19 protein-coding genes and 3 pseudogenes are annotated in these 19,875 nt (G+C 64.9%); 8 read left to right on the top strand and 14 right to left on the bottom strand.

Going from position 1 to position 19,875, the window contains the following annotated elements; translation table 11 throughout:
* Window position 1 precedes the first annotated feature (1 nt).
* The 3 genes from JWQ81_RS23635 to JWQ81_RS23625 all read right to left on the bottom strand — a co-directional run bounded on the left by JWQ81_RS23635 (window position 2) and on the right by JWQ81_RS23625 (window position 3,522).
* Complete coding sequence (locus tag JWQ81_RS23635) at window positions 2-1,174, bottom strand: CaiB/BaiF CoA-transferase family protein (protein ID WP_297544730.1); 1,173 nt, start codon at window positions 1,172-1,174, stop codon at window positions 2-4.
* A 222-nt stretch (window positions 1,175-1,396) separates the two neighbouring features.
* Window positions 1,397-2,260, bottom strand: coding sequence for an SDR family NAD(P)-dependent oxidoreductase (locus tag JWQ81_RS23630; RefSeq protein WP_297544687.1), 864 nt, complete (start codon window positions 2,258-2,260; stop codon window positions 1,397-1,399).
* Window positions 2,261-2,883: 623 nt separating this feature from the next.
* Complete coding sequence (locus JWQ81_RS23625; RefSeq protein ID WP_297544686.1) at window positions 2,884-3,522, bottom strand: VOC family protein; 639 nt, start codon at window positions 3,520-3,522, stop codon at window positions 2,884-2,886.
* Window positions 3,523-3,771: 249 nt separating this feature from the next.
* Between JWQ81_RS23625 and JWQ81_RS23620 the strand changes: the two genes are divergently transcribed.
* Together JWQ81_RS23620 and JWQ81_RS23615 are read left to right on the top strand one after the other, a co-directional pair.
* Window positions 3,772-4,539 (top strand): SDR family NAD(P)-dependent oxidoreductase, encoded by a 768-nt coding sequence (locus JWQ81_RS23620; protein ID WP_297544685.1) that lies wholly within the window; start codon window positions 3,772-3,774, stop codon window positions 4,537-4,539.
* A gap of 62 nt (window positions 4,540-4,601) precedes the next feature.
* On the top strand, window positions 4,602-5,051 hold the full coding sequence (locus JWQ81_RS23615; protein WP_297544684.1) for a nitroreductase family deazaflavin-dependent oxidoreductase: 450 nt from the start codon (window positions 4,602-4,604) through the stop codon (window positions 5,049-5,051).
* Window positions 5,052-5,798: 747 nt separating this feature from the next.
* Here the strand turns inward: JWQ81_RS23615 and JWQ81_RS23610 are convergent.
* The 8 genes from JWQ81_RS23610 to JWQ81_RS23575 form a co-directional block, all read right to left on the bottom strand.
* The gene (locus tag JWQ81_RS23610) at window positions 5,799-5,930 is read right to left on the bottom strand and encodes a hypothetical protein (protein WP_297544683.1); all 132 of its coding nucleotides are present in this window, start codon (window positions 5,928-5,930) and stop codon (window positions 5,799-5,801) included.
* A 60-nt stretch (window positions 5,931-5,990) separates the two neighbouring features.
* Window positions 5,991-7,058, bottom strand: coding sequence for an acyl-CoA dehydrogenase family protein (locus JWQ81_RS23605; protein ID WP_297544682.1), 1,068 nt, complete (start codon window positions 7,056-7,058; stop codon window positions 5,991-5,993).
* A 28-nt stretch (window positions 7,059-7,086) separates the two neighbouring features.
* A complete protein-coding gene (locus tag JWQ81_RS23600; RefSeq protein ID WP_297544681.1) occupies window positions 7,087-8,262 on the bottom strand; it encodes an acyl-CoA dehydrogenase family protein in 1,176 nt (391 codons plus the stop codon).
* A 355-nt stretch (window positions 8,263-8,617) separates the two neighbouring features.
* Window positions 8,618-9,385 carry an enoyl-CoA hydratase/isomerase family protein gene (locus JWQ81_RS23595; protein WP_297544680.1) on the bottom strand — a complete coding sequence of 256 codons (768 nt, stop codon included), beginning with the start codon at window positions 9,383-9,385 and terminating at the stop codon, window positions 8,618-8,620.
* 128 nt (window positions 9,386-9,513) lie between these two features.
* Window positions 9,514-10,284 (bottom strand): enoyl-CoA hydratase-related protein, encoded by a 771-nt coding sequence (locus tag JWQ81_RS23590; protein WP_297544679.1) that lies wholly within the window; start codon window positions 10,282-10,284, stop codon window positions 9,514-9,516.
* A gap of 32 nt (window positions 10,285-10,316) precedes the next feature.
* The gene (locus tag JWQ81_RS23585; protein ID WP_297544678.1) at window positions 10,317-11,147 is read right to left on the bottom strand and encodes an NAD(P)-dependent oxidoreductase; all 831 of its coding nucleotides are present in this window, start codon (window positions 11,145-11,147) and stop codon (window positions 10,317-10,319) included.
* A 204-nt stretch (window positions 11,148-11,351) separates the two neighbouring features.
* Complete coding sequence (locus JWQ81_RS23580; RefSeq protein WP_297544677.1) at window positions 11,352-12,215, bottom strand: enoyl-CoA hydratase; 864 nt, start codon at window positions 12,213-12,215, stop codon at window positions 11,352-11,354.
* 500 nt (window positions 12,216-12,715) lie between these two features.
* A complete protein-coding gene (locus JWQ81_RS23575) occupies window positions 12,716-13,069 on the bottom strand; it encodes an MspA family porin (protein ID WP_297544676.1) in 354 nt (117 codons plus the stop codon).
* Window positions 13,070-13,402: 333 nt separating this feature from the next.
* On the opposite strand from JWQ81_RS23575, the gene JWQ81_RS23570 reads away from it, so the two are divergent.
* From JWQ81_RS23570 to JWQ81_RS23555, 4 genes are all read left to right on the top strand, one after another.
* Complete coding sequence (locus tag JWQ81_RS23570) at window positions 13,403-13,849, top strand: nuclear transport factor 2 family protein (protein ID WP_297544675.1); 447 nt, start codon at window positions 13,403-13,405, stop codon at window positions 13,847-13,849.
* Window positions 13,850-14,671: a fumarylacetoacetate hydrolase family protein gene (locus JWQ81_RS23565; protein WP_297544674.1), complete on the top strand. Its 822-nt coding sequence runs from the start codon at window positions 13,850-13,852 to the stop codon at window positions 14,669-14,671.
* A gap of 50 nt (window positions 14,672-14,721) precedes the next feature.
* On the top strand, window positions 14,722-15,075 hold the full coding sequence (locus tag JWQ81_RS23560; RefSeq protein WP_297544673.1) for a DoxX family protein: 354 nt from the start codon (window positions 14,722-14,724) through the stop codon (window positions 15,073-15,075).
* 223 nt (window positions 15,076-15,298) lie between these two features.
* Window positions 15,299-16,249 (top strand): alpha/beta hydrolase, encoded by a 951-nt coding sequence (locus JWQ81_RS23555; protein WP_297544672.1) that lies wholly within the window; start codon window positions 15,299-15,301, stop codon window positions 16,247-16,249.
* A gap of 62 nt (window positions 16,250-16,311) precedes the next feature.
* On the opposite strand, the pseudogene JWQ81_RS45070 reads toward JWQ81_RS23555, so the two are convergent.
* Window positions 16,312-16,443: pseudogene (locus JWQ81_RS45070) on the bottom strand (helix-turn-helix domain-containing protein); the annotation flags it as partial.
* A 411-nt stretch (window positions 16,444-16,854) separates the two neighbouring features.
* On the opposite strand from JWQ81_RS45070, the gene JWQ81_RS23550 reads away from it, so the two are divergent.
* A complete protein-coding gene (locus JWQ81_RS23550) occupies window positions 16,855-18,207 on the top strand; it encodes a ferredoxin reductase family protein (protein ID WP_297544671.1) in 1,353 nt (450 codons plus the stop codon).
* A 379-nt stretch (window positions 18,208-18,586) separates the two neighbouring features.
* Here JWQ81_RS23550 and JWQ81_RS23545 read toward each other — a convergent pair whose 3' ends face one another.
* Window positions 18,587-19,051 carry a hypothetical protein gene (locus JWQ81_RS23545; protein WP_297544670.1) on the bottom strand — a complete coding sequence of 155 codons (465 nt, stop codon included), beginning with the start codon at window positions 19,049-19,051 and terminating at the stop codon, window positions 18,587-18,589.
* Between JWQ81_RS23545 and JWQ81_RS45065 the strand changes: the two are divergent.
* Window positions 18,986-19,360 (top strand): annotated as a pseudogene (locus JWQ81_RS45065) (aldo/keto reductase); the annotation flags it as partial. The gene JWQ81_RS23545 and the pseudogene JWQ81_RS45065 overlap by 66 nt on opposite strands.
* A 369-nt stretch (window positions 19,361-19,729) precedes the next feature.
* Here JWQ81_RS45065 and JWQ81_RS23540 read toward each other — a convergent pair.
* Window positions 19,730-19,875, bottom strand: a pseudogene (locus tag JWQ81_RS23540) (FMN-dependent NADH-azoreductase); the annotation flags it as partial.

Genomic DNA, 19,875 nt, shown 5'->3' with positions numbered 1-19,875 from the left:
GTCAGTCATCCCTGTTCTCCGACTCGTCCTGCTCGGCCGCACCAGAAGCGAGCAGCGGCTCCGGGTCCACGCCCCACTCGGAGATTACTTCTCTGGTGTGCAGGCCAGGAGTCGGCGGCGCGGTCGGCACGACCGCAGGGTGGGCGGGGAACCGGGGTGCCGGGGCCGGTTGGAAGAGCCCGTCGCGGGTGAAAACCGCACCTCGGTCTTTCATATGCGGGTGTTCGGCAGCCTCATGCATAGTCAGCACCGGTGAGACACATGCGTCCGTACCTTCGAACACCGCCGTCCACTCGGCCTGCGTGCGCGCGCCGAAGGCCTCCGCGATGGCTTTACGGGTGCCTGCCCATGTCGCGCGGTCATTCTGCTGTTTCAGATCTACGGTTATCCCCAGTCTCGCGACCAGCTGCGCGTAGAACTTAGCCTCGATCGCACCAACGGCCATGTGCCGGCCGCCGGCCGTTTCGTAGACTGAGTAGAACGGGGCACCGCCGTCGAGCAGATTGACCCCGCGCTTCTCGGCCCAGGTGCCGGTATTGACTAGGGCGTGGGTGGCGGCGAGCAGGTGAGCGACACCGTCGACGATCGCCGCATCGACCACCTGTCCAAGCCCGGTCAGCGCGGCCTCGCGCAGGGCCGCGAGGACACCCGCGACGAGGTACATTCCCCCGCCGCCGTAATCGCCAACGATGTTGAGCGGGATCTGGGGCGGCCCTCCGGCCTGGCCGATCGCGTGGAGGGCTCCGGTGATCGCGATGTAGGTGAGGTCGTGACCGGCTGTCTGCGCGAGCGGCCCCTCCTGCCCCCACCCGGTCATCCGGCCATAGACGAGCTTGGGGTTGTGCACCCGGCACTCTTCGGGCCCGATGCCGAGCCGTTCGGCCACTCCCGGGCGGTGGCCCTCGATCAGGACATCTGCTCGCTCAACCATCTCGAGCAGCGCTTCGACCGCCTCGGGTCGCTTCAGATCGAGGATCACGCCGCGCTTGCCGCGGTTGAGCACGTCCTGCTCGGGCTTGCCAGGAAAGACCCCGAGGCCACCGGGGCGTTCAACCCGGACGACCTCGGCGCCCATATCGGCCAGGGTCATGCCGGCGAACGGCGCGGGTCCCATGCCGCCGACCTCGAGGACCTTGACCCCAGCCAGCGGGCCCTTCCCAGTCGAGTGAGTCATGCATCTCCTATCGATCTGCGCACCGGCCAGCTCCACTAGTAGGGCAGCCCGCCAACGTAAGCTGACCGCAAAAATTTTCACTCGCCCAACTGGCCCCGCGGAGCGGCAAGAGACCTGACCACCACTTTGGTTCGATTAGATCGAACCAAAGTGGTGGTCAGGTCGTTGAGGATCTGGGAACCATTCATTAGCAACCTGGTTCGGCCCAAAGCAAGAATGTCGTCAGTCGGTCGCTTTGAGGATTAGTTCTTCGGAGAATGTCCACAGTCGGTCGGCGGTCGCAGGGTCGAGAGCGTCTTGCGCCACGCCCGCAGGCGCGCTGCCGGGAGCGCGCTTGGTGGCACGGTCGACGGCCTCGGCTTCGTTGCAGTCTTCGAAATAGCGGCCGCCGATACCCTCCAGCAGTGGCGACACGGCGAGTAGCACCGATGTGGCCGAACCCTGCGCCGCGGATTTGAGCAGATCTTCTGAGAACGCGTTGTTGTTCGCGTCACCGATGTGGCGCAGCAGGTTGGTGATAATGACACCGGGCATAAGGGCATTGGCGGTGATGCCGTCGCGGGCCCATCGACGAGTCGCTTCTACCGCGAACAGCACGTTGGCGGTTTTTGACTGTCCGTAGGCCAGCCACGGGTTGTAGGGCCGCGTCGTGAAGTGCGGGTCGTCGAAGATCACGGGAGAGATCAGGTGACCGGTGGAGCTCACCGACACGATCCTGGCGGCGCCGTCGGCGGCGAGCGCATTGTGGAGTCCAGTGGCGAGCGCGAAATGGCCTAGGTGGTTGGTCGCGAACTGCAGTTCCCATCCGTACGCAGTCCGGGTTTCGGGGCTGGCCATCACTCCGGCATTGTTCACCAGCACGTGAAGAGGTCCGTCCCAGGACTCGACGAACGCCGTGATTGAGGCCAGGTCGGTGAGGTCGAGCGCTGCGACGTGCAGTGCGTCGTTGCCAGTGGAGGTGGCGATGTCCTTGGCGACACGTTCACCGTCCGCAGTGTTTCGCACAGCCAGGGTGACTTCGGCGCCGGTGCCTGCGAGTGCGCGAGCGGTCTCAATGCCGAGGCCGGATGACGCACCGGTGACCACGACGCGACGACCGGACAAGTCGACGCCGGCTGCGACCTCTCCGGCGGTGCTGGAAAAGCCGAAGCTGGTTTTGATGGCACTCACGAAGGGTTCTCCTTATCGACTATGGATTGGCAATAATCAATTGCCTGAAGACCGCGTTTCACGTCATGTGGACCCTGAGCTGTCGACCTGTCCATTGCACCTCAACAGAATCAACCCCGAACGACGCGACCCCACCTGCCTCGCGCCGTCAAGCGCGCCCGCCACAACAGCTACCGCGTCAAGAAACCCCATGAACCCAGCAGTACCCGCCGCCCCTGGTCACCCACCCTCACCTTCCACACCAGCACCCCACGCGCAGCATGATTAACGTAAGCTACGTGGCATTGAGCCTAGGGCGCCCAATGCGGCGTAACAAGCGCGCAGCGTGTGCATCTGGGGCGACGTCGACGGGCGCCTGCCGGTCCAACTCCAGATCGGGAGCTTCTCGTCGATTGCATGACGTGGTGATCGGCACCCGGAGTCGTTGATGGCATAGCGCGATCGGCCGAGGCCGACACATCCAAGGTGAAGATTGCGAAGTCTGACAGAAGAGGTATGTGAGCCTTTCTGTCAGACTTCGCTGGTGTAGTAGGGAATCGCTAAGACGTGGCCGGTTCGGGCTGGCGCCACGCTTCCCAGGTCACCAGTGTCTGTACCGGTTCTCCCGCTTCGTAGCGCCGCAGCAGCTCTTCGGGATCGATGGGGATACCGACCATGTTCGTCTGAGAGTCAACAAATTCTTGAGCGGTACCCATCGGCAGGTTGTCGATCTGAAGTTCCACTCGGAAGCCGTCGGGATCGCTGTAGTAGAGCGACGTCGTCGGGCCATGATTGATGGAGAGGATCGGCTTGATGTCATGGTCGCGCAGCCGCACGTAGGTGTTGAGAAGGCCACCGAGGCTGTCGTAGGTGAACGCGACGTGTTCGAGTCCGGGTTCGGTGGAGAACTGTATGGCGTCGGCGCCGGCCGCGGCGGCGCGCTCGGCCTCATCTTCCACCACGGCGCTGGCGCCGAAGGTCTCCGTCTCGCGGGCGGTTCCGGCTACTTCGATGAAGGCGATCCGGTGGTGCTCCTCGTCGTAGGTGAGTCCGGCGAAAAAGCCACCGGAACCCACCACACGCGCACCGAGCACTTCGGAATACCACGCGACGCTGCGCTCCAGGCTGGACACCCGCAACACCAAGTGCGCGAGTCGGTATGGGCTCACCTGATCGCCATCGACGGTCCTGTTCGTCATGGTTGCCTCCCTCTGACGTGTTGTTCGTGCACCAAGGCTATCGAATCACGATCAATTACGCAAGTCGCTGGTATATCCGTGTCACATGCACCTCGTCACGCATGGAGACCCTGCCGGCCGCGCCCCCTCCCGCTCACTGTTGAACGAGATTGAGAGTGCCACTAGTATACGCAAGCGACTTGCGTATACGATACGGCGGCGTTGTCCAGCTGCTGAGGCAGTGCTGCCCGCGACCGAAGGATCCCTTCGATGACACCGATGTTCGATCTCAGTGGCCATGTCGCCGTCATCACCGGCGGCAACTCCGGAATCGGCCTGGGCTTTGCCCGCGGGCTGGCGAAGGCGGGCGCCGACGTCTGCATCCTTGGTCGCAATACGGAGCGGAACGACGCGGCGGCCGCTCAACTGGGCGGTCACGGCGGTCGAGTGCTGGCTCTGCGCTGCGATGTCGGCGACGAACAACAGGTTGTCGAGGCGATCGGGCGCACCGCCGCTGAATTGGGACGCATTGATTCGTGTTTCGTCAATGCTGGTGTAGCCCAAGGGGCCGCGTCGTTCGCGGAGACGAGTCTCGCGGACTTCCGTCGGGTCACCTCCATCAACCTCGAGGGTTCCTTCGTCACCCTGCGCGAGGCCGCGAAGGTCATGATCGCGCAGGGCGACGGCGGCAGCCTGGTGGCCACCGCGAGTCTCGCTGCCCGCCAAGGTGTTCCGCGCGGCCAGGCCTACGGGGCCAGCAAGGCTGGGCTGATCGCCATCATGAACTCGATCGCCGTCGAACTCGCCAAATACCGCATCCGCGCCAACTCGGTGTTGCCCGGCTGGATCGAAACCCCCATGACCGACGGGCTGTTCGCGAGGGAGCGGTTCAGTGAGGTGGTCCAAGCGCGCATTCCCGCCCGCCGTTGGGGACAGCCGGACGACTTCGAAGCCGTTGCGGCCTACCTGGCCAGCCCCGCCAGTGCTTATCACACCGGAGACACCCTGACGATCGATGGCGGCTACAGCTTGTTCTGACATCACCGTACCCCGCCAATAGGCCTCCGACATCACATAAGAATGGAAGAAGGGCAGACTTCATGGACACTCCCCGATGGGTCGAGAAGATCGGAGTGCGGGTTCTACGCATACACAACGCAGTCTACAAGGGCACCAATGGACGGATCGGGCATCGGTTCATACCGGGCACACCGCCGAACCTGTTGTTGCACACGATCGGCGCGAAGACCGGCCAGGCGCGATCCACGTCGCTCGTCTATTTTCGCGACGATGACACCTACCTGCTCGTGGCGTCGAACGGTGGCAATCCCCGGTCCCCGGGCTGGTATCACAATCTGAAGGCCAACCCCGACGTTGAGGTCAACGTCGGCCCGAAGCGGTTCGGGGTTACCGCCAGGCAGGTGCTGCCCGACGACCCGGACTATGCCCGGCTGTGGCAGATCGCCAACACGAACTTCCGCGGGCAGTACGAGATTTACCAGCGTAGGGTTTCGCGACAGATCCCGATGCTGGTACTGACTCCCCGCTAGGCCTGCTGACGAGGGCGATCTGGCTCAACCTGGTCCGCCGGAGGTCGCGGAGCCAGCGGCCTGATCGGCGTCCTGGATCACACCCCGGTTGACCCCCCGCCGGGCGCGCAGTTAGCTGGGTACCTCGGAAGATCGACGGCTAGTCGGGTCTTGGCGTGTGCGCGTAGGAAGGCCAGGTCTGGTCGGTACTGCGCGTGGGTGCGGGTGGCAGTCGGTGCTGTCGGAGGGTCTTGCGGATCGTCGCGGCTACGACCCGGTCCGGGCCGCCGACCAGTGCCCGGCCGCCCCTGTCGGGTTTCGGAAGTCAGCCTGGGCCTGTGAGCTGCGATGATCGGTGCGCTCCGGCGGCGGGGCATGATCGCGGGTGTGTCGTACCGCCTACTGTATTTGCTCTTTGTCCGGATTCTCGGCTGGCTGTTGCTACGAGGCCGCGGGTCGGCGTCCAAAGACATTGAGCTGCCTATCCTGCGTCACGAGGTCGCCGTTCCTCGCAGAGCCACCCCGAAGCCACGCCTGGATTGGGCCGATCGGGCGGTGTTCGCGGCGCTGGTCCGGCTGTCGCTTGCGCCGACCCGTTCCTCGCACTTGTGAGACAGCATCGAGGTCAGAGAACACCCGCTCCGACAAGAGGCTGACAGCGTAGCAGTCGGAGAAGGCACTTTTCGGCGCCTTGCGAGCGGTGCAGTCGATGACGGCCTGTGGAACCCAACGCGGCGCAAACGCGCTGGTGGAGTGGGAGAGGTTCGGCTACTCGAGCATGAGCTCGACGACCAGGTCTTCCCACGGTTCGGTCCGTGGCGCAAAGAAGATGCGAAGCTCGGGACAGAACCAGCACAGCTCGTCGAGCTGCGGCGCCATCCGGACACTCGGTTCAGGCACGACAGCTGCGGCGGCCCTTCGGGGGCATCGGCGCGCTGCGGGTGAGATCGTACGTGGATGCTAGGCGCTTCGTGAAAGAACTGCATCGGCGATGTCTTGGTAGAGGCGTCGCTCGCCGGCCATGTACGACTGTAGAGACATGGCTCGTTTGTAAAGTCGGTGGGCGATGTGGTCCCAGGTCATGCCGAGACCGCCGGTGATTTGGATCGCCGCCTCGCAGGCGTGAACGGCCGCGGCAGTCGCGGCCACCTTCGCGGCGGCGCATGCCGTCGCGCGGTTGTTGTTGCCTGTCTGCAGGCTGTGTACCGCCCAATAGGTCAGTGATCGTGCGAGTTCAAGTTCGGCGTATGCATCGACCAGCCGGTGCGACACCGCTTGGTAGGCGCCGATGGGCTTACCGAATTGGCTCCGCTCGCGCGCCTGAGTTAATCCTAGGTCGAGCGCTGACCGTCCGACGCCGAGGGACTCGGCGGCGGCCAGCGCATACGCCCGATGTTCCATGGAGGCGACCGCGTCCACGACATCTGCCGACGGGATCAGCCGGAGTGGTGATGCGCCAGCCAGTTCGATGTCGGCGAGCGGCCTCGACCGGTCCAAGGTCGACTGGGGGCGGACACGGACATCGGACGCGTCGACGTAGACCAACTGCGGGCCATCATGATCGTGCGCTACGACTACGAATCCGCTGACCTTGGCAGCGTCGGTGACGAGCGTCTTGCCGCCCGTGATCGTCGCGTCGCTGACGACTGTCGCGCCTGAGGACAGGGCGTCGGTAAGGCCGAATCCGCGCCCCTTCTCTGCCCAGGCGAGGGTCAATCCTCCTTCTCGGGCCATGCCGCGTTGCCGCAGGGGTGATTCGACACCGGCCAACATCGCGACAAACGTGGAGAAGAGCGGCGCAGGTAGCAGCACAGCGCCGCATTCTTCGACCAGCACGGCTTGGTCCAGCAGGTCGAGTTCATCGTCGAGCCAACCGAGTGCCGTAATCTCGCGCCAGATGGCGGGATCCCAGCCGGCCCCGTCGTCATCGATGAACAGTATCGATCTTTCGACCGGAGCTCGCTTTGCGAGGAATTCGGCAGCAGATTTGCGCAGCAGTTCTTGCTCTTCGGACAGTGTGAAGTCCACGATGGCTCCTGGTTGGTCGGTCGCCGCGTCAGCGGCCGCGCGGCAGATTCAGAACTCGCTCGGCGACGATGTTCCGCAGGATTTCTGAGGTGCCGCCCTCAATACTGTTTCCGCGACTACGTAATTGTTGCTGCTGCCAGAAGCCATTCCAGGCCGCAGATTCGTCGGCCAGTCCTCCTGCCATGCCTTGCAACCGGGTTGCCAACGTGGTTATCCGCTGGTTCGACTCTGCCCAGGCGATTTTGGTAATCGACGACTCCGGGCCAGGAATCCCCGTCTCGAGCAATCGACTGAGCGACCGGTAATTCGTGAACTTGAGCGCCTGGACCGCAACCCATTCGCGTGCCACCTCGATGCGGACCGTGGGGTCGGCGGCGGGAGTGCTGCCGTCGGCGGCGGTCTCCGCCACGAATTCGACCAACCGGGAGAGATTGGACTGCAGTCCCGCGGCGAAGAGGAAACCCAAAGTGCCACGCTCGTGCATCAGTGTGGTCATCGCGACGTCCCAGCCATCACCGGGTTGTCCGAGCATCGACTCACGCGGGATCCGAACATCAGTAAAGAAGATTTCGTTGAACTCCGGTTCGCCGGTCAACTGCCGCAGCGGCCGCACTTCGATTCCTGCCGAATGCATATCGACGAGAAGAAACGAAAGTCCCTTGTGCTTAGGAACGGTCGTGTCGGTGCGGACCAGCAGGATGCACCAGTCTGCGATGTGCGCGTGTGAGGACCACACCTTCTGTCCGTTGATCACCCAGTGATCGCCGTCGAGTACGGCGCGCGTTGCCGCACCTGCCAGATCGGATCCGCTGCCAGGTTCGGAGAAGCCCTGGCACCAGAGCTCCTGGGCGGCGAGCAGGGGCGCCAAGAAGCGCTCTTTCTGTTGGGCGGTGCCCCACGCGATGATGGTCGGCCCTGCCATGTTGAGTCCGATTATGCCGACATGCACGGGGGCGCGCTCCGCCACCATTTCGTCGTAAAAGATCGCCTGATAAGTCGGGTCGAGCCCGCGACCGCCGTACTCGACAGGCCACGTCAGCCCGGCATACCCTGCATCGTGCAACGAGCTGCTCCAAGCTCGTGCTGCCACGACGTCGGCTGGAACGTTCAGGTCCCACCTTTCGCCGTTCGATCCGTCGCTCCGAAACCAGGCGCGCAGGTCGGACCGAAAAGCGGCTTCGGCGGGTGTATCTCGAAAATCCACTGGCCCTCGCTTCGCTTGAGGCTCGCCTTGACTACGCGCATAAAACTTTATGCGGGGTTATCTGATTGCCACCGACGGTTCTGCTCGTCATTGTCGTTTCCCTCTGACGTGCTGTCCGTGCCAAGGCTATCGCGTTATGACCAGTGATGCAAGTCACTAGTATATTCATGTCGCCTGCAAGCGTGCGTATCACTGTGTTCGGCTGATGGGGAAGGGTGGATCTGGACCTCAACCGTCGACTTCGTCGCCGTGAACCCGATCAGCTGTCACCCTGGGTAAAGCCCAGGCCCTGTTCTTCCTCGAGAGTGGCAGAAGGAACACGGCGCCTGCAACGGCGCCCCCGGCGCGTGCCTGGTCAGCGGCCAACGAAGGTCGGCACCTGACGCTCCCGAGCACTCTGAATCCCGATCGCACAATCCTCGGTCCGCCAGAGCTGGGCTTGCTCGTCAAGTTCATGCTCCAGGACCTTGTCGAGCTGTGTGATGAGGTCCTGGCGCAATGTGCGTCGCATCGATTTCACAGCCAGCGGCGCGCGGGCAGCTATCTCCTGCGCAAGATCGATCGCCTGGTCCCGTATGTCACCATGGGCGACGAGGCGATCAGCCAGGCCTATTCGATGCGCTTGCTCGCCCCTGACCTCAGCACCGCTGTACAGCATGAAGGCGGCGTGCTGATTCCCGACGATCCGCGGAAGGCTGACACTCAGTGCGAATCCGTGATGAAAGCCGACCCGTGCGAAGTTGGCTTCGAACCGCGTCTCGGGACTGGCGACCCGGAAGTCGGCAGCGCATGCGAGTCCGAGACCGCCTCCGAGGGCGGTCCCCTGGACAGCTGCGATCACGGGCAGCTCGAGCGCGAAGATCCGCATTCCCTGGTGATAGACAGCCGCTGCGGCATCGCGGGGATCGACTTGGCCGGACCTGTCGCTGAGGTTCAGTCCAGCACAGAAGTGGCGACCCTCCGCGCACAGCACGATCGCGCGGGCCCCAGCGGATTGAGCCTCCTCGCCTGCGTCCGCGATCGCTGCGAGCACGTCGCGATTCAAGAAGTTCGCGGGTGGACTATGCGTCTCCACGACCGCAACGTGATCGTCGATCGACAGTGTTACTTTATCGGCACTCATACGACTGTGACCCTTCGTCCCTGGTGATTCGAGTCGAAAACTGAGCTTTGCAGCACGCTCCGCACACACGTTCGTCAAGGTTCAAGGTTCCTGGTTCGGCGAGGCCGGTCGGCTCCTCGTCATGTGCGTCAACGCCCCTCGAACACGGGTTTGCGTTTTTCCCGGAACGCGACCAGCGCCTCCATGGTGTCGCGAGTCCCCATCAGCGTGCGCTGATCGATGCCTTCTTGCGCGAGCGCATCGCGATGAGACAACTGGCCCCGAGCAAAAACACGCTTCAAGTTTCCGACGGCGAGCGGAGCGCGCGAGGACCAGAGCTTGGCCACTTCGAGTGCGCGGCGCTCCGCCTCCCCGTCTCCGACGATCTCGTCGACGAGCCCCCAAGAATGGGCCGTAGTCGCATCCAGACTCTCACCGCTCAGGACCATCCTGCGAGCCCGCGCAACGCCGATGCGCTGCGGCAGAGACCAGGACAGCCCTGCGTCAGCCGTCAATCCCAGTTTGACGAACGAAGCCGCCAGCGCGGCGCTTTCGCCGCATACCACATAGTCGCTCGCGGCGACCAGACCAAGGCCCGCTCCTTGGGCGCCGCCCTCCACGGCCGCGATAACCGGACGGTTCCCGGCGACCATCATGTCGATGATGGCCGTGAAGTGTTCGAAACGCTCGCGCTCGGCCTCGGGCCCTCGTCTGTCGCTGAAGTCGCCTCCGGGGCTGAAGTAGCTTTCGGCACCCGTCAGGACGATCGCGCGGACATCCGGCTCCGCCCGGTTGAGGTGGTCGCGGAGCGCCGCCCGCATCGCCAGACTGATCGCGTTGCGTTTCGAAGGGTTGTTCAGGGTCAAGACCTGTACCGCCTCTTCGCGACGTGACAACACAGGTTCGTTTTGGTTAGACACCTTTTCGACTCCTTCTGGATCGCACGGTTCGGTCAGCGGGGCGGGTCGAGGAAGATGTCGTACACGAGGCCGGTGGTTGGCCCATAGCCGGACAGGTCGGTGACACCGTGTGCGGCAAGGACGTCGACGTCGACGTAGGTGTTACCAGTGTGTTCGGCAGCCGGACGGGTGAGGATGAGCATCGCGGCGTCGGCGACGATCTCGGGGCGGCGCGCGGTGCTCATCGCCCGGTCTCCGCCGAATAGATTCTGCACGGCGGCGGTGGCGATGAGACTCTGTGGCCACAGGCAATTCGCGGCCACCCGCGCATCGCGGTACTCCTCGGCCCAACCGAGAGTAAGGATGGTCATACCGTATTTCGCTACGGTGTAGGCCGGGTGCGCGCCGAGCCACTTGGGATCGAGGTTCAGTGGCGGCGACAGCGAAAGGATGTGCGGGTTGGGGGATTTGCGGAGATAGGGGAGGGCTGCGCGGGTGAGCAGGTAGGTGCCGCGCAGCTGGATCTGCTGCATCAGGTCGAATTTCTTCACCGCGAGGTTTTCGGTGCCGAGCAGATCGATCGCGCTGGCGTTGTTGAGGCAGATGTCGATGCCGCCGAATCGGTCGATGGTCTGGGCGACTGCCGCCTGGACAGATGTTTCGTCGCGTACGTCGCCGACGACAGCCAGCGCGGACCCGCCCGCCGCCTCGATTTCGGCGGCCGCTGTGTGCACGGTGCCTGGAAGCTTTGGATTCGGCGTGTCGGTCTTGGCCAGCAGCACGACATTGGCTCCGAGGCGCCCTGCCGCGATGCCGATGGCCAGTCCGATGCCGCGGCTGCCCCCGGACATGAGCAGTGTGTGCCCAGCGAGAGTGGTCTTCATCGGTGTGGGTTTCCCTTCGGCAGATGGGTCGGGATGATGGCGGACAAGCCTGTAGCACAACAGATGAGCTACTGCTGGGGGCCTGGTTGGCTGTCGGTGCCGACAGCCAACAAATATTGCCTCAGCCGGAGTGCTCTTCGTCGTTCCGGCCGCCACTCGGGCTGAGATCGGGCAACGCCTTGCCGTTCATAGGCACGGACCGGATTAAGACGGGCTCGGGCCGGCTCGATGTGATTGCGGCAGCGGCGCTTCAGCCGATCCGTGGGAACTGCTGACGGCATTCTGCATGCGGCCACGGCTTACTACCTCCGCCCGCCGGTCGGCGACTCGCGAAGGTTCGAAATCCTTCATCCAGTTCTGTGCGGTCTCGTCCTCGACCTGTAGCGCGGGATCGACCATATGCTCTTCGGCACGGCGGTACGACGAGAGCAGAGTGCGGACGCCAGGTTGGTCGTTGCCGACTATCGACAACACGGCCTCGACCGTCGCAGCCAATAGGGTTTCGTGCTCGACCACCTGCGTCACCAGCCCCACCCGCAGAGCCTCCGCCGCGGTGACGAAGTCGCCGGAAAGGCTCATGCGTCGCGCGAACCCCCGGCCCACCGCGGCGGGAAGCCGTGACGTCAGACCCCACCTGGGTACTAGCCCGACCCGGGCGTGGGTGTCGGCGAACCGAGCACGGTCCGAGGCGATGAGGAAGTCGCAGGCCAGTGCGAGTTCGAGGCCGCCGGTGACTGCGGCACCGTTGATCGCGCCGATCACAGGTTTGGCCAGCGGACGCCACGGGTGTCCGGTGGGTACGCCGTCATCTGATGTCTTGACATCGTCGCCGATGTTAGCGAACTCCCGCAGGTCGACTCCGGCACAGAACGCGGGGTCGGAGCCGGTGAGGATGACGGCGTCGGTCTTCTCGTCGGCGTCGGCGGCAGCGAGTTCAGTGCGGAGCCTGCCGATAAGGGCTGGGTTCAGCGCGTTGCGCGATTTGGGCCGATTGAACGTGAGGATCCGCACACTTCCTCGCTGCTCGATGAGCAGTACCGGATCAATCGTCGAAGTTGAGTTGCTCATCGAGAACTTTCTCGTAGAAGAGTGCCGCGAATTTCCTGATTGTCAGGAAGGGTGGACGGAGAGTGCGAACTTGCCGGGGGGCAGAGCGGATTTCGAGCGCCCGCAGTGCCTCGATGGCGTGTTCGAACAACTGGGTCGCGTGGATTCGGCGAGGTGCAGCGCGCCAGATTCGAGGAGTCGCTCGACGGCCGCCCACTGGCGGGCCGGGTAGCGGCGATCGGTATGCATGTACGCGCCCCAATCCGCAGCGTGAACCGACACCTTGCGCAGGGGAGGCGATTGACCTTGACGGTGGGGGTTTCACCGCCGGTGAACCGAGAACGGCGACCCGCCCGTTGGGTGCGAGACGGCGCGGACTGTCGGTGAGGCGGTCGCCGCCCACCGAGTCCAGGATGATGTCGACTCCCCGGCCACTCGGGATCTCGTGGACCCGGTCCTTGCATCCCGCCACGAGAACGACGTGGGAAACGCGAAGCCGCCATGCTCCGGGCTCTCATTCGCTATACCGCGAATGATTCATCGGTGGTGGGATCAGCGGAGTTGAACGGGTTGGCGAGTTGGCCCACTTGGCGCATGTTCGACCACCGGGAAATCGCGGACGGCCGTGGGCTCACCGGACCCATGCACGAGTCGATTTTGATCTGCGCATGGTCGGTGATGATCGAACCATGCGCTCCGGCAAGTGCTGTGATGCTGAACGGAATCGTGGTGATGATGCCCGGCTTCAGCGTCGTGGATATGCTCGGTAGGACAGCGGCATCGCCGCCGACGCTCAATCCCGGTGCCGGCGCGACCACTACATTCACGCTCGGATCGATCGAGGCCGCGAGTCCTGCCGACTGACCGTTGGACACATTGCCCCCATAGGTCCTCCCCGGGCGTGCGCAGCCTGGCGCTCTCCCACGTATCGGTTGACGACACATGATCTGCGCCTCCCTGCTCAGGTTGCCGCCCGCTGGCTATCGGCGGGCTAGGCCCAGCCAACGACGTCGGACGCAACGCACGTGCCGACGTTTGTTGTCCGTTCGATGCGAGCCTGAGGGAGCGCCAGCCCGGCCGTGTGTCAACCACGTCTGGCACTCACCGGATGCTCGGCATCCACATGTCAGGCTAGCCGTAGAGCATGCAACCGTCAAGCGTATGCGAGTGACTTGTAAATCCTATCCAAGTGCGCTAATAATCGTAGGGTGACTATTCCTATGGAGCTCCGTGGTCAGCTCGAACAGCTCGTGGCGGAGGGTTTCGCGGCCGTCGACACCGGCCATGCCACCGACTCGCTTGGGCAGCTGACCGCCGATTTCGCTATCGGCCAGGGGGAGAAGCGGGTCGGTCGACCGGTGTACGACCAACTGATGGCCGTCCGGGAGAAGGCCGGTTACACCACACGCCACGTGCCGACGAACCTCCGCATCGCCGCCCGTGATCAGGAGTCGTTTCAAGCCGACTTCGTTGTGACGGTGCACCGCATCGAGCCCGAACCAGGTGGATACGCCATGTCGATCTTCGACTGCCGCGACACGTGGGTGCGCGACGGCGCAGGTGGTTTGCTGCTTCGCCGGCGTGAGATGACCACGGTCATCGACACAGTCACCTCACGCCCGACTGTCTCCGAAATGTTGAGTCAGGAGTCCTGAATGCAGGTTTTCACTACGACCGATGGTGTCGTCCGCGTCGACAATCGCGGCGCGACTCTGCTGGTCGGCCTCAAGAGTCTCGACGACGTCCTGGCCGCGGGAGAATGGGACCAGTTGACTCGGCATCCAGCCGGACCGTCGGTGAATCTCGACGCACTCACTCTCAGACCACCGGTGCTACCCGCGAATATCGTGCTCGTCGGACTCAATTACCGCTCCCACGCCGACGAAATCGGACAGCCGGTGCCTGAAACCCCACTATTCCTCCCGATCGCGAGCGACGGAGTGCTCGCGAGTGGTGAGGTCATTCCGCCGCCACCGTCGGCACCGAACAAGGTGGACTACGAGGGTGAAATCGGAGTAGTCATATCTCGACCTGCCTACCAGGTCGCTGCCGCCGACGCCTGGTCCTACGTTGCGGGCTTGACAGCGGTCAACGACGTGACCGCGCGTGATGTGCAGAAGGCCGCTGCCGCGCAACGCGATATGGCCGGCATGTTGGTCTCGAAGGGCTTTCCGGGATTCAAACCACTCGGTCCCGGAATTTTGACGACTGGTCACGACCACGCCGATCTCCAATTGACGACGTCTGTAAACGGCGAACTGCGACAGCAGGCCACTCTCGGAGACCTTCTTTTCGATGTGCCGACGTTGATCGAAGCAATCAGCGCCAGCATCGAACTTCAGCCCGGCGATGTCATCTGCACGGGCTCGCCCTCAGGAGTCGGGTTCGTGAGCGAACGTTTTCTCGTTCCCGGCGACCTCATAGAAATCACGCTCGGCGACTTGCCGCCACTGCGCAACGTATTCGGCCAGAGCTGAGCCGCCGGCCAGCGGCTCCACCGCACACCTCTCGATCATCTGGAGCAGACATGTCCACCGCTTACGGCGTCATCGCGATCCTGCTGGCCCTGCTTCTGCTGGTCTCGGCAGCCAGCAAACTCACCCGCCGCCCCAAAGGCGTCGTCGAAGGCTTTGTTGAGCTCGGCGTGCCGCTGTGGGGACTCCCGCTCCTGGCCGCATGCGAGATCGCCGGCGCGTTCGGCCTTGTACTCGGGCTCTGGTACCCGCCGCTGGGCATCGCGGCCGCCATCGGCGTGGTGCTCTATTTCGTCGGCGCAGTCGGCGCCCACCTGCGCAAGAATGATTTCAAGGGCCTGCCGAGCCCAAGCGTGCTGCTGGCCATCGCGACTGCCGCGCTGGTCCTGCGGGTGGTCTCGACCTGACCGTATGCGACACCGCGGTGTCCAGGGTGAGGCGCTCCAGCGAGATGCTCCGCCGTCGCCGACGGTTGCGCGCATCGAGGTTGTGCGCGGTCTCGTGGCGGCAGAAGTTCGGGCGCGAGGTTGGCGGGCGGGCGGCCGCGTACCGGCAACGCGCGGCGGGTGCGACAACTCGTGCAAGCGACCGAAAAATGGGATCAACATACCGAGTCCAGAGAGGAAGCCGATGGCGTACGCATTCGACCCCGAGCTCGCCGCCGCTGTTCTGATGCTCCCCGAGAACGATTTCACGGATCTGCCCACCACGCGCGCGCGGATGAAGGACGCGTTCAACGACATTTTCGGCGAGCCGGATACCACTGGGGTCTCCGTCCGCGACGAGTTCGTGCCCGGTCCTGACGGCGCGCCCGATGTCCGGGTGCGCGTCTACACGCCGGACCGGATCGCGGCGCCTGCCGCGATCGTCGACGTGCACGGTGGCGGGTTCATCGTCGGTAGCATCGAGGCAGATGCGCCGCGCGATCTCGCATTCGCCCGCGAGCTGGGCGTTGTTGTGCTGTCGGTGGATTACCGGCTCGCACCGGAGGCGCCGTTCCCCGCCGGGCTGGAGGACTGCTACGCGGCGCTGTCCTGGACCGCGAAGCACGCCGCGGAGCTGGGTGTCGACCCGGCCAGGATCGCGATCCACGGCACGAGCGCGGGCGGCGGGTTGTGTGCGGCGCTCGCCCTGCTGGCCCGGGACCGGGGTGGACCGGCGATCGCGTTCCAGTACCTCGGCGTTCCCGAGATCGACGACCGGCTGGAGACGCCGAGCATGCGCGCGTTCGTCGACACTCCGCTGTGGAACCGGCCGCTGGCGGAGCTCAGCTGGGACCGCTACCTCGGCGCGGGTGTCCGGGGCACCGAGAACGTCCCGGTCTACGCGGCCCCGGCCAGGGCGACCGACCTCGGGAACCTGCCGCCTGCCTACATCTCGGCGATGGAGTTCGACCCGCTGCGCGACGAGGGAATCGCCTACGCCCAGGCGCTGCTGGCCGCCGGGGTGACCGTGGAGCTGCACCTATTCCCCGGCACGTTCCACGGCTCGCGCATGGTGCAGCAGGCGACGTTGACCAGGCGGGAAACCGCCGAGGCAACCGCCGTGCTCGCCCGCGCGCTGGGCATGGAACCGGGCTGATCAGCCGTGGTCGGCGAGGCGGCGGGCGAGCAGCGCGAGCCGGGCACGGAACGGGTCACCGGCTCGTCCAGCCGCCGGCCCAGCGCGTCCTCGAAGTGCGCCAGCCTGTCGGCCAGCGAGCTGTGGTGCCGGTGCAGCGCGACGGCTGCCTGGCGCAGCGGACCGGGGCGGCAGAACGCTTCCAGCGTTGCCACGTCGGCTGATCGAGCGGCGCAGACCTCGTCATTCGGGGGAAGTGTCGCCGCTGATGCGGACCGCGCCGACAACGGAGCCAATGCGGTCGCGCGGATGAGGACCCCGCCGGGGGCCGGTGCGATCCGTCCGTCGGAAAATGGCGCCCAGCGCGGTGAAGACGGCCGTGTCACGCCGAAGGAGTGCTGCGGGGACTGAGAGCAGGTGGTGGGTCAGACAGTAGTGCAGCGGCACGATCACCCGTTCCTGATCTCAGCTCGCCTGGAGAACCCTGACCTGCGACGATATGCCTTCGAGTGGCAGGCTTGGTCAGCGTGTCCTGCCTGCGCTTCAGGAGGAGCTGCGCACGCCGGTCAGCTGCGCGGAGCGCTCCCACAATGGACTGCGCGGCTCGACGAAAGAGAAGGAGGATCATGGCGTTCCTGGCCGCTATCGCGATTTATCTCGCCCGGATCCTGCGCCGGCCGATGGACGTCCGCCTGAAGCTGCGGCACGTCGGCCCGGTGGCGGTCGTGGTCGGCGCGGTCGCGCTGGTGCTGGCCTGGGACTGGCTCAGGCCGGCCGACATCGCCACCTCGTATCTCTTCGGCGAAGTACTCGGCGTCCTCGCCGTCTACCTGATGACCTGGACCACGATTCTGGCCACTCGTCTCACCTCGCTCGAACGGTGGTTCGGTGGCCTGGACCGAATGTACTTCTGGCACCGCCTGTATGCCATCTCGGCCATGCTGTTGTTCATTCCGCACGTGCTCGTCACCGGGCGCGGAAACGCCCGCACCAACACCCCGCAGGACCTCACCTTCTCCGAGCAGGCGGGCAGGGCCCTCGGCGTCCTCGCCTTTTTCGGACTGATCGCGTTCATTCTGATTTCGCTGGCCAGGGTCAGCCGCGTGCTGCGCGTCAACTACCGGCTCTGGCTAATCCTGCACCGGTTCATCGGCCTGCTGCTGCTCGCCGCCGTGCTGCACGGCTTCGCGCTGGACCGGGTGATCGGGGGATCGGTCTCGCTGAAGACGATCTACCTGATCATCAGCGGTGCCGGCGTGCTGGCCTACGGCTACGACGAACTCGTCCTGCGGCGCCGGGCGCCGATGGCCGACTACCTGGTCGATGCCGTGCTCCGGCCGTCGCCGGAGGTCACCGACATCGTGCTGACTCCGACCGGCGATCGCCCGCCGTTGCGGGGCGGTCAGTTCGTCTATCTGAGCGTTGGCGGGGAGCACCGTTGGCGGGAACACCCGTTCAGCGTCGCCGGGACGTCGCCGGACGGATCGGTCCGGCTCACCGTCCGCTCGCTCGGCCGGGACACCCGACGCATGCACGAAAACCTGCATCCGGGGCTGCCTGCGGTGATCACCGGTCCCTACGGCATGTTCGACCACACGGTCGGTGGTCCGCGCCAGATCTGGATCGCCGGCGGCATCGGGGTCGCGCCGTTCCTTGGTTGGCTGACGACCGAGCGGGTGCCCGAGCCGGAGCGCATCGATCTGTTCTACAGCACCACGACCGAGGCCGACGCGGTGTTCCTGCCCGATCTGGGCGCGGCCGCCGAGCGGCTGCCCAACCTGACCCTGCACCCGGTCTTCACCCGAGACCACGGCCGGCTCACGGTCGACCGGATCAGCGCCCTGGCGGGCACCCTGGACGCTGACACGCATGTGTTCCTGTGCGGACCGGCCGCGATGGTCGACGCGCTTGGGCGCGACCTGCGCCGGCACGGCATACCGCGCGACTACATCCACGCCGAGCACTTCGCGTTCCGTTAGCGATTTCCGGTCGGACCGTGGGCGCGGGCGCGGGCCTGGCACCATCACCGACCAGCGGGCACGGGCTCTTGCCGGTTGTCATCGACTGCATTGCCCGACCACTGGCCACATATCGTGAACTCGTCGGGAGCGTCGGCGAGACGGTGCGCTGAGCAAGCAGCTCGCGGCATGAGCGAGCGTTCCGTGCCCGCCGTCACCGAGTGACTCTTCTCGTGCCAGAGTCGAAATAAGTTAGCGCCGACAGGCCCGGTAGATCAAACTAACGGTCGGGGTCCAAACTGATCGATGGGGGCCGCTGCTGATTCAGCGTCGGCCCCATCGCAACGAGCTATCGAGCTATCGACCTGTCGAGCATGGTCGAGTTGTCGCAGGAACGGACTCAGAAGGCGGCGAGTCCGTTCGGGGTGCCGTTGCCGGTGGGACCGTCATAGCCCGGTCCGGCGTTGCACTGGTAGTCACCATCACAGTCCTGGGCTTCAATGTTGTTCCCGGTCAGCACATCGTTGAGACCACTGGTGCGCCCGTAGAACGAGGACGCGTCGGGGAACTGGCCGGGATTGCCGGCCAGACCGATCACCCCGGTGATGAACGGGGAGGACACGCTGGTGCCACGGACGATGGTCCAGGTGTGTCCGTCGTGGCTGTCGTACACCGCTGGCCCGGTGTTCGGGTCGGCGTCCGCGGCGATGTCGGCGACCATCCGGCCCGGACAGTTTGCATCAGTCTGCCAGGCCGGCTTGGCGATCCACGCCGAACAGCCGCTGCCCGCGGCCCCGCCGTGGGAGTTCCACGCCGATTCGGTCCAGCCACGGGCATTGTTGGCCTTGGTCAGGGCACGGACCATATCGATCTCTATTACCTGCACACAGCCGACGCGAGGTTGCCGATCGAGGAGGCCGTCGGCGCGCTCGATGAGTTGATCAAGGCCGGCGAGGTGCGCGAGATCGCGTGCTCCAACTTCTCGGCCGGCCGGATCGATGAGGTGACGAAGCTGGCTGCGAGTCAGGGGACAGCGCGGTTCGTGGCGGTGGAGAACGAGCTCATCCTGCTTCGGTGCGAAAGTTCCGGTGCACACGCCAGTACGCTCCCTGAGCGGCCCGCCCGTGGTGCCGAGCTGATCGCCGTAGTCGAGCGCAACGACATGGCGGTCCTTCCGTACTTCCCACTGGCGAGCGGCATGCTCGCCGGTAAGTACCGACGGGGCGTCGAGCCTGCCACCGGCACCCGGATGGGCACGCCGCCGAGGAGCGCCGGGCCGAAATGTTCAAGGCATTCAAAGACTCGCTTCTCAACGACAAGAACTTCGCGCGCTATTGCTATTGAGTCGCGGCTGGGGAACGCGTATCAGCTCGGTGGTACGCCGCGTTCGGTGAACGTCGTGCGACGCGCTCGTGGCGGGGAGCTTGGTGCTGGCGGAGGCGGGCAGAGCGAGTGCCAGCAGGACCGCGATGACCGCGTAGGCCACGAACATGATCACTCCAGGTGGTGGCACCGAGGTTCTGCCGAGTGGGACCCCCGTGCCTCAAACCAGTGCGGGTGCGGGGGTCCACAGTTCGTCGATGGCGCGTTCGGCCTCGGCGAGACTCTGCTCGGCCAGCGGGATCAGTTCTGCCATGGCGGGGTTGGTGTGGGCGAGGGTGAGCTGGGCGGTGATGAAGCGCAGTTCCA

It is taken from the genome of Amycolatopsis sp., assembly GCF_025464955.1.
Lineage (GTDB): Bacteria > Actinomycetota > Actinomycetes > Mycobacteriales > Pseudonocardiaceae > Amycolatopsis.
This window is presented reverse-complemented; position numbering and strand designations above follow the sequence as displayed.

Coding starts and splice junctions, on each gene's coding strand:
- JWQ81_RS23635 (WP_297544730.1), bottom strand. CDS start 1,174: ATGACTCACTCGACTGGGAAGGGCCCGCTGGCTGGGGTCAAGGTCCTC.
- JWQ81_RS23625 (WP_297544686.1), bottom strand. CDS start 3,522: ATGACGAACAGGACCGTCGATGGCGATCAGGTGAGCCCATACCGACTC.
- JWQ81_RS23620 (WP_297544685.1), top strand. CDS start 3,772: ATGACACCGATGTTCGATCTCAGTGGCCATGTCGCCGTCATCACCGGC.
- JWQ81_RS23615 (WP_297544684.1), top strand. CDS start 4,602: ATGGACACTCCCCGATGGGTCGAGAAGATCGGAGTGCGGGTTCTACGC.
- JWQ81_RS23595 (WP_297544680.1), bottom strand. CDS start 9,385: ATGAGTGCCGATAAAGTAACACTGTCGATCGACGATCACGTTGCGGTC.
- JWQ81_RS23585 (WP_297544678.1), bottom strand. CDS start 11,147: ATGAAGACCACTCTCGCTGGGCACACACTGCTCATGTCCGGGGGCAGC.
- JWQ81_RS23580 (WP_297544677.1), bottom strand. CDS start 12,215: ATGAGCAACTCAACTTCGACGATTGATCCGGTACTGCTCATCGAGCAG.
- JWQ81_RS23565 (WP_297544674.1), top strand. CDS start 13,850: ATGCAGGTTTTCACTACGACCGATGGTGTCGTCCGCGTCGACAATCGC.
- JWQ81_RS23560 (WP_297544673.1), top strand. CDS start 14,722: ATGTCCACCGCTTACGGCGTCATCGCGATCCTGCTGGCCCTGCTTCTG.
- JWQ81_RS23555 (WP_297544672.1), top strand. CDS start 15,299: ATGGCGTACGCATTCGACCCCGAGCTCGCCGCCGCTGTTCTGATGCTC.
- JWQ81_RS23550 (WP_297544671.1), top strand. CDS start 16,855: ATGGCGTTCCTGGCCGCTATCGCGATTTATCTCGCCCGGATCCTGCGC.
- JWQ81_RS23545 (WP_297544670.1), bottom strand. CDS start 19,051: ATGGTCCGTGCCCTGACCAAGGCCAACAATGCCCGTGGCTGGACCGAA.